We start from the raw sequence: 15,166 nt of genomic DNA on the forward strand, positions 1-15,166 counted from the left end.
GTCAAGGCACAATCGGCCGATTGCGTTTGATCGTACGCAACACAACATTTGTCTGCGCGCTGGCGACGGCGGGCAGACGAAACAGGAAATCTTCCAAAAATTCGTTATAGGCCGCCAGATCATGGCAAAGAACGCGCAGGTGATAATCGGCCTGCCCTGTTGTGGCATAGCATTCCTGCACTTCCGGGCTCACCTCCACCGCTCTGATAAAGTCGACAATCCTCTCCGGGTCGTGGCGGGTCAGGTGAACGTGGACGATGGCCTCGAATGCCAGCCCCATGGCGGGCGGATTAACCACTGCGCCATAACGTTCGATGATCCCCGCCTCTTCCAGCGCACGCACCCTGCGCCACAGTGCCGAAGCGGACATGCCCACCCTGTCCGCCAAATCGGCGTTCGACATTCGGCTGTCCGTCTGAAGATGCTCCAGGATAAGGCGATCTCTGTCATCCAGATGGCTCAATTTGGACGCTCCTTTCAAAACTTGCCTCACCACTGAACAGATTTTTCGTCAAACCTTCAATACCAAGTCAACCTTGGCACAATTTTCCACCGAAAGTGGGCTAGAATTCCCGGGTATCACAGGCAATCCGACGGAACTACGCGATGACCCACCCCAACCCTGCGCTGCGCACCTATCAACTTGAGGACCGATATACACAGACTGAAGGTCGCGTTTTCCTGACCGGCACTCAGGCTCTGGTCCGGATCATGATGGATCAGGCCCGACGTGACCGGAAGGCGGGCCTGAACACGGCCGGTTTTGTCTCGGGCTATCGCGGTTCCCCGCTGGGCGGTCTGGATCTGGAGCTGTGGCGGGCAAAGGATCGCCTGCAGACCGACCGCATCACCTTTATGCCAGCGGTGAATGAAGACCTGGGCGCAACCGCCGTACTGGGCGCCCAGCAAGCCACACTGGACCCACATTGCGAGGTCGAGGGCATTTTTTCCATGTGGTATGGAAAAGGGCCAGGTGTTGACCGCTCGGGTGACGCACTGAAACACGGAAACGCCTACGGGTCGGCCCCCAAAGGAGGGGTGCTGGTCGTGGCGGGCGACGACCATGGCTGCGTCAGCTCCTCGATGCCCCACCAGTCTGACGTGGCTTTCATGGCGTGGTTCATGCCGACGCTAAACCCCGCTTCGGTCGAGGAGTATCTGGAGTTTGGCGAATACGGTCTGGCACTGTCGCGGTTTTCAGGCACATGGGTCGGTTTCAAGGCAGTATCTGAAACCGTGGAAAGCGCACGCTCCGTGGAACTGCGCCCGGACCGTCAATTCATCCTACCGCAGATTGAACTGCCGCCGAATGGATTGCACGTGCGCTCGGCCGATCTGCCATCGCCAGAAATCGAAACGCGCATTCAGCACAAGCTGCGCGCGGTCCGGGCTTTTGCCGAAGAAAACCCGATCGACCGGCGAATCTATGACATCGAGAACGCCAAGTTTGGGTTCGTCACCACGGGAAAAGGGCATCTCGATCTGATGGAGGCGCTACGTCTGCTGGGGTTAGACGAGGCCGCCTGCCGTCGCTTGGGCATTGACATCTACAAGGTCGGTATGGTCTGGCCACTGGCCCGCCGCAACGCGCTGCGCTTTGTGAAAGGCAAGGCCGAGGTGCTTGTCGTCGAAGAAAAGCGCGGGATAATCGAAAGCCAGTTCAAGGAATATTTCTACGACTGGCCCGGGGACAAGCCACACAAGATGGTCGGCAAATATGACAGCCATGGCGAACCGTTGGTCCCCTGGACCGGTGAGCTGAGCCCTCTGATGTTGGCGCCGATCGTCGCCACGCGGCTGCACACCTTCTTCCCCGAGGAAGGGCTGCCTGCCAAGGCCAAAGTGCTGACCGAAACATCCCCCCAACTGATCAACGTACCGGGGGCCACGCGCACGCCGTATTTCTGTTCGGGCTGTCCGCACAACACGTCCACCAAAGTTCCTGAAGGCTCGACCGCAGCCAGCGGAATCGGGTGTCACGTTATGGCGTCATGGATGGACCGCGAAACCGCCGGCTATGCGCAGATGGGCGGTGAAGGGGTGCCGCATGTGGTCGCCTCGAAATTCAACGGCGGAAAGCACATCTTCCAGAATCTTGGCGAAGGAACCTGGTATCACTCGGGCTCGCTGGCGATCCGGCAGGCGGTCGCCGCAGGAACCAATATCACCTACAAAATCCTCTATAACGACGCCGTCGCCATGACCGGAGGGCAACCGGTCGATGGGCCGGTCAGCGTTCCGGGCATCGCCCAGACCTGCCGTGCCGAGGGCGTGGACCGGATCGCGGTGGTTTCGGATGACATAGGCAAATTTTGTCATGCGGACTTTCCGCAGAGGGCTTCATTTCACGACCGCTCCGAACTGGATACCGTGCAGCGCGAACTGCGCGACATACCCGGCGTTTCCGTCCTGATCTACGAACAAACCTGTGCCACCGAAAAACGCCGCCGCCGCAAGCGCGGCACGATGGCGGACCCGGACCGCTTCGTATGGATCAACGATCTGGTCTGCGAGGGGTGCGGGGATTGCTCCGTCGCCTCGAACTGTTTGAGTGTCGAACCGCGCGAAACACCCTTTGGCCGCAAACGCAAAATAAACCTCAGCACCTGCAACAAGGATTTCTCGTGCCTGAACGGGTTCTGCCCCAGTTTTGTTACCGTGGAAGGTGCCAAACGCCGGAAACAAGCCGTCGACCTTGATCTGAGCGATCTGGAGAGCGACCTGCCCGCCCCAGCGCTGCCAAATTTGGATCAGCCTTACGACCTGCTGGTCACCGGGGTTGGCGGAACCGGCGTTGTGACCGTCGGCGCCCTGATCACCATGGCAGCGCATCTTGAAGGTAAAGGAGCATCCGTTCTGGACTTTACCGGGTTTGCCCAGAAGTTTGGGACAGTCCTCAGCTATATTCGCCTCAGCGCGTCCCCGGATGCGCTGAATCAGGTTCGCATTGACATACGCGCCGCGGATGCCGTGATCGGATGTGACGTGGTGGTCAGCTCGGCGCCCAAGGCTTCGGCGCATTATCGCAAGGGTACGCAGATTGTGTTGAACCGGGCCGAGATGCCAACCGGGGATCTGGTTCTGCACCGCGATGCTCAGTTGAACGTATCCGCCCGAGAACAGGCGATTGAAAGCGTCGTGGGATCTGAAAACCTGTTGGGGTTTGATGCAAACCGGGCTGCTGAAACCCTTCTTGGGGATGCTGTTTTCGCCAACATGATCCTGCTGGGTTACGCATGGCAAATGGGTTTGGTTCCGGTGTCTCACAGCGCCTTGGGACAGGCAATTCTTTTGAACGGAGTTGCAGTTGAGAAAAACCGGCTTGCCGTAGCCATCGGACGATGCCTTGCCGCTGATCCCGGCCGTCTGCCAGACGGTGTCGAGCCGCAAGACAAAGCCGAAACACTGGAACAGATGATTGCACGTCGCGAAGCCTTCCTGTGCGATTATCAGAATGCGGATTATGCGAAACGCTATACTGATCGAATTGCCACCCTGCGCGCTGCGCAGCCGCAAATCTCGGACAGCGTCATCGAAAGCATTGCTCGAAACCTGTTCCGGTTCATGGCTTACAAGGACGAATTCGAAGTCGCTCGTTTGCAGACTTCAGATGCTTTCACAGACGAGCTGAACTGCACATTCGATGGTGAATTCAAGACGAGATACCATTTCGCCCCGCCGCTGATGAGCTGGCGAAAAGACGCGCAAGGCCGACCGGTCAAATGGCAATTCGGACCCTGGTTCCGCCCCGTGTTGACGAGAATTGCCAGCGCCAAAGGGTTGCGTGGTAAGGTCTGGAACCCGTTCGGGTATCACTCCGAAGCGCGGCTGCACCGCAATATACTCGCTTGGTACGAAAACCTTTTGATCCGGCTGGAAACAGACTATTCCGCCCGGTCTGAGAATAGCTGGCTGGATAGCCTGTCAGCAGCCGATCAGATTCGAGGTTACGGGCCTGTTCGAGCGTCCAGCTTTGAACAAGCCCGCAAAGCCACCGCCTAGCCCAGAACCGAAAAACTGCTATCCGTGTTGATCGGTCGTTTGCGGGAATAGAACCCGACATCGATTGTGCGCTTGATATAGGGCAACTCGAACTGCAGAGGCGCGGTGTCGTGGTTCTCCCCGCCTTCGCAATACTCTATGAGGGCCGCCATCATCTTGCCGGCAATCGGTGCGTTCTTGTATTGGTTACCGCTTGTACCGCAAGCCATGTAAAACCCCGGCAGGCTGGATTTATCGTAAATCGGTATCCAGTCGGTTGATGCATCATACAGATCAACGACGCCGCGTGTTTTTGACGGGATGCCCAGGCTGGGCACGCGTTGCGCATACCGCATGGCTTGCGTCGTCCACTGGTCCGTGAAGTCGTGATTGTAGTTCCGGTCATCCTCACACCACTGATGCGGATCGCACTCGGGATCCTCGGACCCGATCAGAATGTGGTTACCGTGTTCCGGCCTGCAATAAAGCGCGATGTCACTGTCCGAAACGATTGTACCGTGATGTTCAAAGTCAAAGCCTTCGGGCGCAGGAACGTGCACCACCTCCTGCCGCAAGGGGCGGGTTTCGATCGTCATGTCGCCCAGAACGCCCGCCATTTTGTTGACGATTGCAGACCCCGGGCCGGCAACGTTCACGACGATTTTGGCCTGAATCTCTTCGCCCGAGGCCAGCTTGACACCGAACACACGGCCGTTCTGCGTCAGGATTTCGACCACTTCCGCACCTGTGCGCACTTCCGCGCCATGCGATTTGGCCGCATCCATCAGGTTTTGCGCCGACAGCGCCGGGTCCGTGACATATCCCGCTTTTGGCCAGAAGACAGCACCCTGTAGGTGGCCGCCGTTTGGTTGCCCGAATTCCGGGTCATCCATGCGTCGCGCGGGGGCATAGCTTTCCAGCGAATAGATCGGCAGGTGTTCGACGATTTTCTCTGGCGACCATTCCTCGAAGGGGCACTCCAAGGCCAAACTGTTTTGTTTGTGCTTTTCCAGCATTTCGTTGGCTTCAGTCTTCATCACCAGACAGCCCGTTTCACGAAACTGCGCCAGGTTGGCATCGTCTGGCAGACCCAGATAGTCCGCCCAGTCGCGCCAGTAGTGATATCCTTCCCATGCGAAGGCGGTGCCGTCGAAGGTAGAATAATGCATGCGAATGATGGCACAGGACCCGGCTGTCGACCCGTGTCCAATCTGAGTATTTCGATCCAGCGACAGGGTTTTCCATCCCTTCTTCGCCATCTCGAAGGCAATAGCTGCACCGATCACTCCGGTTCCGATGATGATTGCGTCAGGTTGGCTCATGATCTGTTCCTTCCCAAAACCGTTTTGCGTAATCGCTGAATTCTTCGATCTCTTCTGGCCGTGGCTCGACGCCGGTGAAGACATAAAGGTAGTGCGGAACCATCGACAACCGGATGGCCATCGGCTCGTTCAGCTGCGCCAGATCGTATCCGATCTGCATGTAGTACAGTACACGGGCGCGGGTTTCGGCCTCGGTCTCGTCATAGCCAAAACGGATGAACATGGCGCACAAGGCTGCCAAGCGCCGCGCATCCGACTGATCCAGCATTCTCCGCACCTTGCCGGACCGGCGTGCCCAATCGCGCACTGCGAAATCCAGCGCCGTATCGAACAGTTCGGTATTCACGACGCATCGCTGCACGTTACAAACCGCCGCCGTAATCGTATCTGCCGGTAACTCGGACTGGGCGATCAAGGCCGCCGTGTTGGTCGCCTGCCACCGGGCAAGCAACGCATCCAGCAATTCCTGCCGGGATTTGAAGTACCAGTAAAACGATGACCGGGACACAGCCATCCGCTCGGCCAGGTTCATTACCTTGACCTGCTCGACGCCGTCCGAGATCAGCACGTCCATTGCCACGTTCAGCCAGTCATCCCGCGTGACCTTGATGTTACCGACCAAGGGCTCGGCCTCGGGATCATCACGGTGAAGGATCGGTTTGGTGCTCATTTAACTCTCCGGCGGTGCGCCGCCTTCTTCGGTGCGGCGAGCGATGAAGTCCTGCAACGCCCCAAGGCGACCCGCATCCTGATCGGGTGCTTCGAAGTTGGCCAGAATGTCTTTCCAAACCCCGGTTGCGCGATGATTTGCGTCGATCGCCCCGCGTTCGGTCCAGGTGCCGAAATTGGCATAGTCGTGCAGGTGCGGTTCGTAAAAGGCGGTGTTGTAGCGATCCATCGTCTGGCTGGTTGCAAAGAAATGGCCGCTGGGATCAACTTCGCTGAGGGCAGTATCGTACCCTATCTCGGCCGCGCTGGCCTGTGCCCCGGCGCAAAGCTCGGCCACCATGTTCAGCACTTCGGCGTCGCAGATCATCTTTTCGAACGACACAGTCAAACCACCTTCCAGCCAGCCAGCCGAGTGGATGATCACTGTCGCGCCCGCCATCAGGCAGCCCCAAAGCCCAAACTGGTTTTCGTTGGCGGCCTGCACGTCGTTGATGTTTGCGGCCGATCCCGCCGCTGAACGCCATGGCAGGCCCAAATGCCGGGCCAATTGGCCGGCTGCCAGCGACGCTTGAAAATGCGAAGGCGTGCCAAAGGCGGGCGCTCCCGATTTCATATCGACATTGCTGGTGAATGTCCCGTAGCAGACTGGCGCACCGGGGTTCGTCAGTTGGGTCAGCGTCAGCGCCGCAAGTGCTTCGGCATGAGACAACGTAATCGCACCGGCCACGGTTATCGGCGCCATCGCCCCCATCAGGGTGAAAGGCGTGATAATCGACATCTGGCCGTGCCGCGCAAAGTCGATCAAACCCTGCGCCATGGGGATATCCAATGTGCGCGGGCTGTTGGTGTTTATGATTGTGTAGCAATGCGGATTGGCGCGGAACTCATCATCTGTCAGCCCGCGCGCCATCGAAAGCATCTGCAAGCAATCCATTACCTGCGGCGTTCCGCGTGAGAAGAAAAATGGAAACTTGTCGGTCAACTCCATCTGCGCCTGCGTCGTGAAGTAGTGGCGCAGGTGGGTCGGTACGTCCTGTGGCTCGACCTGTGGCGAGATCATCTGGAACACGTCGAAATGATGAGTGAGTTTCAGGAATTCCAGATAATCCTGTCCGCTCGCCGGGCGACGCCCGCGCTCCAGATCGGTCGCGTTCGGAGCCCCTGCCCCCGGCTGAAACACCAGACTGCCCAATTCCAGTGTGAAGTCCCTGCGCCGCGCTCCGGCCCTGCAAGCGATGGATTTCGGGGCCGAGGTCACTGCGGCCTCGACCATATCGCGCCCGATGAAGACCATTTCGCTGTCTTCATCCACCCGCGCGCCACCCTGAGCGTAGATTTTTCGTGCCTCTGGCAGCAGGACTTTGACCCCCAACTCCTGCAATGTTCGCAGCGCAGTTTCGTGCATGTCAGCGATTTGATCCGACGGGAACACTTCCATCAACGGGAAGGGGTTTCGCAACTGGCGATAGTTCACATCGCGGCTGGGCTGCGGAGCAGCTTCAGCGCCCCGCCCCCGCCGTCGTCGCCCTCGGTCCTGAGTCATCATGATCAGCCCCGCATCGCTTTGCCCTGAGGATCGTAAGGCGACGGAGCGATCACTCGCGCGGGGCGTTCAACACCCACCACGTGGACCGACAATTCGGTTCCCGGCGCGGCTTTGTCGCGGTCGATCAGAGCCATTGCCAGCGACTTGCCGGTATAATGTCCGTAGCCCCCCGAGGTAACAAAACCCACGCGTTCACCATTGGCCCAGACCGGCTCATACCCGCTGGCATCGGCATCCAACGCGTCGATTTCAAGCGTCGCCTGCACCTGAGCCGGGCCGTTGCCGTCACGTTCGGCCTTTGCGGCTTCTTTGCCAACAAACTCCTTTTCCCAGTCTACCCAGCGATCCATGCCGGTCATACCCGGCGTGTAAAGCTGCGTGAATTCCGCTGACCAGATGCCAAAACTCTTCTCCAACCGCGTCGACAGCATCGCATTGAACCCGCATTCGCGGATTCCTTCCTCAACCCCGGCCTCCAACAATATCCGGCGCAGCTTGATGTGATCGCCATAGCGGCAGTTGATCTCGTATCCCTTTTCACCTGTCACTGACATGCGCGCGACACGAGCGCGGACGAGACCGATGTCAAAATCACCGCAGCCCATGAATTTCAGACCCGAGATATCCTGTTCCGCCAACTTCTCGATCACCGCCTGCGACTTCGGGCCAACAAGGCCAAAGCCGCAGTATTCCTCACCCAGATCGCGGACAGTTACGCCATCCATCATGTGATCATCGAACCAACGCATATGCCAGGCGCGCAGGTAGTAGCTGCCCATGATCCACCAGCTGCCATCACCCCAGTTGAGTACGGTCAGATCACCCTTGAGACGTCCGTTTTCGCCCAGCATCGGCGCCAGCTTGGCGCGCCCCGGTGCGGGCAGTTTCGAGGCCATGACCTTATCCAACCAAGCCTCGGCGTTTGGACCCGAAACCTCGAAACGCGAAAAGCCCGAGATATCCAGCAGCCCAACGCCTTCGCGGATCACCTTGCATTCTTCGGCCACGATGTCATGCGCGTTTGACCGTTTCAGCGTTGGGGTTTCCTCGAACCCTTTCGGCGCGAAATAGAGCGGGACTTCCAGATCCCAGCTCACGCCCCACTTGCAGCCCGCCTCGGTCATTGCATCATGTGCCGGAGCCATTTTCAGCGGACGACCGGCGGGAAGTTGTTCGTTCGGGTATGTCATCACGAAACGGCGTGAATAGAACTGACCGGTCGTCTCGCGGATATACCGCTTGTTCTGAGCAAAATCGCCATAGCGCGCCACATCCATTGGCCACGCGTCTGCCTCGGGCTCGCCATGGATCATCCACTCGGCCAGCGTCTTGCCAACGCCGCCACCCTGCAGGAAGCCCGCCATCACAGCGCAGGCCGACCAATAGCCGGGCTTGCCGGGTACCGGACCCACCAGAGGGTTGCCGTCGGGCGAGAACGTAAACGCGCCGTTCACCCAAGTCTTGATGCCCACATTCTGGATCGAGGGGTAACGTTCAAAGCCCAGCGTCAGTTCGTTCTCGATCCGGTCGAGTTGTTCCTGAAACAGTTCCTCGCCATAATTCCACGGCGCGCCATCCATGGCCCAGTGTTCGTGGTCGACCTCATAGATACCGACCAGAACGCCCTTTTGGTCCTGCCGCATATAAGTGAAGCCTTCGAGGTCCACGGTCATCGGCATCTCGAAATCAGCCTCGGCCACCTCGGGCACGGTGTCGGTGATCAGATAGTGGTGTTTCAGCGGAGACACCGGCAGTTCCACCCCAGCCATGCGCCCAACCTGCTTGGCCCAGAGACCCGCCGCGTTGACCACATGCTCGCAGGTAATCGTGCCCCGGTCGGTCACCACCTGCCAGCCATCAGCAGTCTGGATCAGTTCTTCGACCTTGGTTTCCTCGTAGTATTCGGCCCCACGTTTCTTGGCTGCCGTCGCGTAGGCCTGCACCGTGCCAGTCGTGTCGATATACCCCTCACGATCGGCCCACATCGCGCCCAACACGCCATCGGTGGACATGATGGGGCAGCGTTTTTGCGCCTCTTGCGGTGTCAGCAACTCGCAGTCATCAATGCCGATAGACTGGAAGATGCGATAGTTCGCCTGCAACCACTCCCACCGCTCGGGCGTTCCGGCGAGCGTCAGGCCGCCCGTCATGTGCAAGCCGATATTCTGGCCCGACTCTTTCTCGATCTCGCTCAGCAGGTCGATTGTATAGGCCTGCAACGACGCCATGTTTGGATCGGCGTTCAGCGCATGGATGCCGCCTGCCGCGTGCCAAGACGACCCGGACGCCAATCGCCGCCGCTCAAGCATGACCACATCCGACCAGCCGAACTTGGCCAGATGATACAGGACCGAGGCGCCAACAACTCCGCCCCCGATGACCACGACACGATACTGGGATTTCATCCCAACCTCCCCTGAACAGAATCTGAGGAGACGCTAATAGCACTGTTCAGTTCTGTCTAGACATTTCTGTACAGTACAGGAGAAACGCGGGTATGCGCTGATGCGAGAACTAGATTTCTGCGCTGGGCCGGGCCTTGATGCTGTCAAACCAAGCTCGTGAGGCCGTATTTTCATCGGGAATACGCATCTTAATGACCCGGGCAAAATCAACGAAAACAAAGGCCGAGATATCGGCGAGCGAGAAGAATTCGCCAGCGACAAATGTGCTTCTTTTCAAACGCGTTTCCAGCAGTTCAAAGAACGCGTTGACCCGGTCGCGACCGCGATGTGCCAGTTCAGGAATCTGCGCATAGCTGACAGGGCCGGGAATGGCGCGGCTTTCGAAGGCGGGATGCGTGTTGCGCAGTGTCTCGGCAATCGGCGCGCCGCCTTGCTGTTCGACAATTGCGTTCCACATGAGCACGGCACCCTTCTCATCCGCGGTCTTGCCCATCAGTGAAGGCTCAGGAAAGCGCGCCTCGAGATAGGCCGCAATCCCCAGATTCTCCGTCAAAACGGTACCTTCGTCCGTCACAAGAACAGGGACGGTCGCTCTTGGGTTCACCGCCATGAACGCGTCACCCAGTTGCTCCCCTTTCGCGATTGAAATGTCGCGGGTTTCGATCTCAAGCCCTTTTTCCGCAATGAACATCCTGGCGCGGCGCGGACTTGGCGCGGTCGGGCAATCATAGAACAGCATTCGGGCGATCCTTCCTGAAACAACATGCTGACAGGTTAGACCGTGAAAATTGTGTAAGGCGAGTCGCAGCCGGTGTGACGCGACGGCAGATCAGCGTTGATAGATGAAACAGCGCCCCTCGACTGCGCCATCGGGCAGCGGCACTTCCTTGAGGTTCGCGAAGTACATCCGGTCGCTGGACACCATCAACCCACCCGGCGCCAGCAGCGGTTCGATCAGAGGTGAGACCAGGCGGGCAAACACGTCGTTCTTATCGCGGTTGTGTCCACCAAGATCGGCGTGGATCAGACTGGCGGTCGCGCCAAACCGGTCAACCGACGCGGGAAGAGTATCCCTGACATCGCCCAGAATCACCTGATCATCCGGCGGCGTCGACTCCGGGTGCGAGGCGATGGCGCGTTCGAAGACATAGACGGGACGATTCCGGATGTGTTGCATCATGTGGTGGTAAGTGCGCCCGTTGCCCAGCCCCAACTCAAACACCGGACCAGCCTGATCTGCGGTCCGCGCAATGGCGTAATCCAGGCAGGCGCGCTGCGACACCATGCGGTCAATAAACAGATCCAGGCGACTTTGATTGTTGGGCACGGGCCAAACCTCTTGTTTTGTTCAAACGACACTTAATCGGTGCCGATCGGAGGCTTGATGACAAAATCTCAACACTTTGTGTAGTCGCACCGGTCCGGATTTCATGATTCCGCGACGTTTCTGCCCAATAAGGTGTTTGACTAGCCCGCCCCAACCGCGCGAAACTGCATCAAAAAAGACAGGGAGTTGAAACAGCCGATGTCAATCCACGGCCAGCCGGGTGGAAATCCCGAATGAACGCGTTGTTGTCCGTCCGTGATCTCAGCATCGGTTTTGGCGCGGGCGCCGACGTTGTTCAGAACGTCAACTTTGATGTCGATCCGGGACAAACGCTTGCCTTGGTCGGAGAATCCGGCTCGGGCAAAACGATTTCGTGCCGGGCCGCTCTGCGAATTCTTCCGCGCACGGCGCAAATTCGTAGCGGCACGATCACGCTGAACGACTCCAAGGGAACGGCGGACCTGACCGCAATCAGCGAACGTCAGATGCGTTCTGTTCGCGGAAACAGGGTTTCGATGATCTTTCAGGAGCCAATGAGATCGCTGTCGCCGCTGCACAAAATCGGCAATCAGGTGAGTGAGGTTCTGTGGCTGCATCGCGGCGCATCAGAGGCGCAGGCCCGAAAGGAAGTTCTGACCCAGTTTGAACGGGTCGGTTTTCCGGACCCTCAACGGGCCTATGATTCATATCCTTTCGAGCTGTCTGGCGGGATGCGCCAACGGGCCATGATCGCGATGGCCATGGTCGCCAAACCCGAACTGCTGATCGCCGACGAACCGACAACGGCGCTTGATGTCACAACTCAAGCGCAGGTTCTGGGCCTGATCAAAGAGTTGCAGCTGGAAACGGGCATGGCCCTGATCCTGGTCACACACGACCTCGGCGTCGTGGCGAATATGGCCGAGCAGGTTGTGGTCATGCACAAGGGGCGCGTGATGGAATCGGGTCGGGCCGATCTGATCCTCAACGATCCCGCTCACCCCTATACGAAACAACTGTTCGATGCTGCGCCGGAAATCCCGGATCAGGAAGCTGTCGGCCTGCCAATGCCGGACGAGGACCTGATCCTTCGGATGAGCGGAGTGTCCAAGACCTATACCATGCGGTCCTCCCGGGGGTGGAAGGCGGACAAGCTTATTCACGCCTGCCGGGGGGTGGATTTAAAACTGGCACGCGGAAAAACACTGGCGATTGTCGGCGAAAGCGGCTCCGGAAAGACAACGGCGGCACGAATCGCCCTTGGGGCCGAGTTGCCCGATCCCGGTGGTGAGGTTCTGTTCCGCACGTCGGCCGATGCAGAACCCATAACGGTGCACCGGATGACACGAGAGGAACGGACGGCCTTTCAGCGCAAAGCGCAAATGGTATTTCAGGATCCTTACAGTTCGCTCAGCCCACGAATGCGCATTCAGGACGCCATGACCGAGCCGTTGGAGATTCATCGCCTTGGCTCAGCCGCCGAGCAACGGGACAAAGCCGCTGATATGCTCAAGCGGGTTGGGTTGAATGCCGACATGCTCAAACGCTATCCGCATGCGTTTTCAGGTGGCCAGCGCCAGCGCCTGTCGATCGCACGCGCCATGATGCTGGATCCTGCCCTGATTGTGTGTGACGAGCCTACTTCGGCGCTGGATGTATCCGTTCAGGAACAGATACTGACCCTTCTTGAAGATTTGCAGGACAGTCTGAACCTGTCCTATCTTTTCATCTCTCACGACCTTGCCGTCGTGGCCCGCATCGCCGACGAGGTTGCTGTTATGCGTCAGGGACTGGTTGTCGAACAGGCACCGCCCGAGACGCTGTTCTATAATCCTCGCCACCCCTACACCAAGGCTCTGATCGCTGCTCAGCCTGAACCTGACATCAATCGCCCGATCAACCTCAAACTGGTTGCTTTGGGCGCAGGTTCGCCGGACAGTTGGGAAGACGCCTTTCGTTTCACGGACTCCATGCTACCCTCACTTGTAGAGATGGAGCCCGGCCATAAGGTACGTTGCCATGTTTAAGACCACTCGACATCTGTTTCTGGGGCCTGCGCTGGCCTTTTTGGGGATGCTGCCCGCCATGGCAGAGATTCCCGCAAATCTTCAGGAAAGCGCATTTTGGAAAGCCGAAGTCGACAGCGGCCACCTGCCGCCTGTCGCTGAGCGCGTGCCACAGGAACCGCTGATCGTCGATCTGGCAGCCAAGGGTCGTGAATTCGGCAAACCGGGCGGGACTTTGCGCACCATGGTCACACGATCCAAGGACATTCGGCAAATGGTTGTGTATGGTTATGCGCGTCTGGTCGGATTTGACCACAACTACGAAATTACTCCTGACCTGCTTGCCTCATTCGAAAACGAAGACAACCGCAAGTTCACTTTGCGCCTGCGTGAAGGGCATAAATGGTCTGACGGATCGCCATTCACGTCCGAAGATTTCCGTTACTGGTGGGAAGATGTTGCCAACAACGAGCTGCTCAGCCCGTCAGGCCCACCCGATTTCCTGCTGGTTGAGGGCAAACCGCCTGTCGTGACTTTCCCTGATGACAAAACCGTAGTTTTCGAGTGGGAAAACCCAAACCCGAATTTCCTGCAATCTTTGGCGCAGGCCCGACCACCGTTCATCTATCGACCATCTGCGTTTCTCAAACAATATCACGAAAAATTCGCCGATCAGGAAGAACTGGCCTTCCTGGTCGAAGATGCCCGCGTCAAAAGCTGGGCCGCGCTGCACAACAAACTGGACAATCTCTATAAGTTCGACAATCACGAACTGCCGACGCTGCAACCCTGGCTAAATGCAAGTTCTGGCAAAAAGATCCGGCACAACTTTGTGCGCAACCCTTATTATCACCGCATCGACAGCAATGGCGTGCAACTGCCTTATATCGACGTGGTCGAAATGGAAATCGTGGCCCCCGGACTGGTCGCCGCCAAAACCAACGCGGGCGAAAGCGACCTGCAGGGGCGCGGCTTGGCGTTCCGCGATGCTTCGATCCTGAAAAAGGGCGAGGCCGAGGGCAATTACAAGACGCTGCTCTGGAAGACAGGCGTCGCATCGCAGATCGCCATCTATCCCAACCTGAACTTCGAAGACGAAACCTGGAGAGAGGTCCTGCGCGATGTCCGCGTGCGGCGCGCCCTGTCGCTGGCGATAGATCGCAAGACCATCAATCAGGCGCTGTACTTCAAACTGGCGCAACCGGGTGCCATGTCCGTTCTGCCTGCATCCCCTTTCTATGATGCAGAGAATGCCAAGGCCTGGGCGCAATACGACATCGACATGGCAAATGCCCTTTTGGACGAGGTCGGCCTGACCGAACGGAACAGGGACGGTATCCGAATGCTGCCCGATGGCCGACCGATGGAATTTGTCATTGAAACGGCCGGGGAACGGCAAGAGGTCGAAAACGCCCTGCAAATCGTTACCGATACGTGGCGCGAGATCGGTGTGAAGCTGGTGATGCGCCCGCTGGACCGGGACATCCTGCGCAATCGCGTCTTTTCAGGCAGCACCATGGCCTCGGTCTGGTTCGGCTGGGATGACGGTATTCCGCAATACCATACTTCTCCGGCTTACCTTGCCCCGACCGATCAGGTGTTTCTGGCCTGGCCCAAGTGGGGACAACATTATCAGACCGGTGGCGACGCCGGCGAGCCGCCCGACATGCCGGAAGCCGAGCGCCTGATGCAGCTTGCGCATGACTGGGAAGTTGCAACAACGGACGAAGAGCGCACCGCCGTCTGGACGGAGATGCTGAAAATTCACGCCGATCAGTTATTTGCAATCGGTATCCTGAACGGTGCACCTCAGCCCATCGTCGTTTCGAACCGGCTGCGCAATGTTCCTGAACAGGCCATGTGGGCCTGGGAGCCCGGCGCCCATTTCGGCATCCACCGCCCGGACGAGTTCTTTTTCGCCGACTGACTAG

Annotated in this window: 10 protein-coding genes; 3 read left to right on the forward strand and 7 right to left on the reverse strand. The window is 58.4% G+C overall.

Annotated features, from left to right (window positions below; translation table 11 throughout):
* Position 1: 1 nt before the first annotated feature.
* Positions 2-463 carry an Lrp/AsnC family transcriptional regulator gene (locus AC2TEL_RS07610; protein ID WP_480902990.1) on the reverse strand — a complete coding sequence of 154 codons (462 nt, stop codon included), beginning with the start codon at positions 461-463 and terminating at the stop codon, positions 2-4.
* Between the two features lie 143 nt (positions 464-606).
* Here AC2TEL_RS07610 and AC2TEL_RS07615 point away from each other — a divergent pair, with 143 nt between their 5' ends.
* Positions 607-4,002, forward strand: a complete 3,396-nt coding sequence (locus AC2TEL_RS07615) for an indolepyruvate ferredoxin oxidoreductase family protein (protein ID WP_480902992.1) — start codon at positions 607-609, stop codon at positions 4,000-4,002.
* Here AC2TEL_RS07615 and AC2TEL_RS07620 read toward each other — a convergent pair.
* The 6 genes from AC2TEL_RS07620 to AC2TEL_RS07645 form a co-directional block, all read right to left on the reverse strand.
* Complete coding sequence (locus AC2TEL_RS07620; RefSeq protein WP_480902994.1) at positions 3,999-5,303, reverse strand: NAD(P)/FAD-dependent oxidoreductase; 1,305 nt, start codon at positions 5,301-5,303, stop codon at positions 3,999-4,001. The genes AC2TEL_RS07615 and AC2TEL_RS07620 overlap by 4 nt on opposite strands.
* Entirely contained in the window at positions 5,290-5,973 is a 684-nt protein-coding gene (locus AC2TEL_RS07625) for a TetR/AcrR family transcriptional regulator (RefSeq protein ID WP_480840925.1), read from the reverse strand. The genes AC2TEL_RS07620 and AC2TEL_RS07625 overlap by 14 nt, the downstream gene beginning before the upstream one ends.
* A complete protein-coding gene (locus AC2TEL_RS07630; protein ID WP_480903097.1) occupies positions 5,974-7,515 on the reverse strand; it encodes a trimethylamine methyltransferase family protein in 1,542 nt (513 codons plus the stop codon).
* A 5-nt stretch (positions 7,516-7,520) separates the two neighbouring features.
* Complete coding sequence (locus tag AC2TEL_RS07635; RefSeq protein WP_480902996.1) at positions 7,521-9,923, reverse strand: GcvT family protein; 2,403 nt, start codon at positions 9,921-9,923, stop codon at positions 7,521-7,523.
* A gap of 109 nt (positions 9,924-10,032) precedes the next feature.
* Positions 10,033-10,662 carry a glutathione S-transferase gene (locus AC2TEL_RS07640; protein ID WP_480902998.1) on the reverse strand — a complete coding sequence of 210 codons (630 nt, stop codon included), beginning with the start codon at positions 10,660-10,662 and terminating at the stop codon, positions 10,033-10,035.
* Between the two features lie 90 nt (positions 10,663-10,752).
* Complete coding sequence (locus AC2TEL_RS07645) at positions 10,753-11,250, reverse strand: class I SAM-dependent methyltransferase (RefSeq protein WP_480840931.1); 498 nt, start codon at positions 11,248-11,250, stop codon at positions 10,753-10,755.
* Positions 11,251-11,483: 233 nt separating this feature from the next.
* On the opposite strand from AC2TEL_RS07645, the gene AC2TEL_RS07650 reads away from it, so the two are divergent.
* Entirely contained in the window at positions 11,484-13,256 is a 1,773-nt protein-coding gene (locus AC2TEL_RS07650; RefSeq protein WP_480903000.1) for an ABC transporter ATP-binding protein, read from the forward strand.
* A complete protein-coding gene (locus AC2TEL_RS07655; protein WP_480840935.1) occupies positions 13,249-15,162 on the forward strand; it encodes an ABC transporter substrate-binding protein in 1,914 nt (637 codons plus the stop codon). Before AC2TEL_RS07650 ends, AC2TEL_RS07655 begins: the two co-directional genes overlap by 8 nt.
* Positions 15,163-15,166: the final 4 nt, after the last annotated feature.

It is taken from the genome of Ruegeria sp. HKCCD9138 (assembly GCF_057220975.1).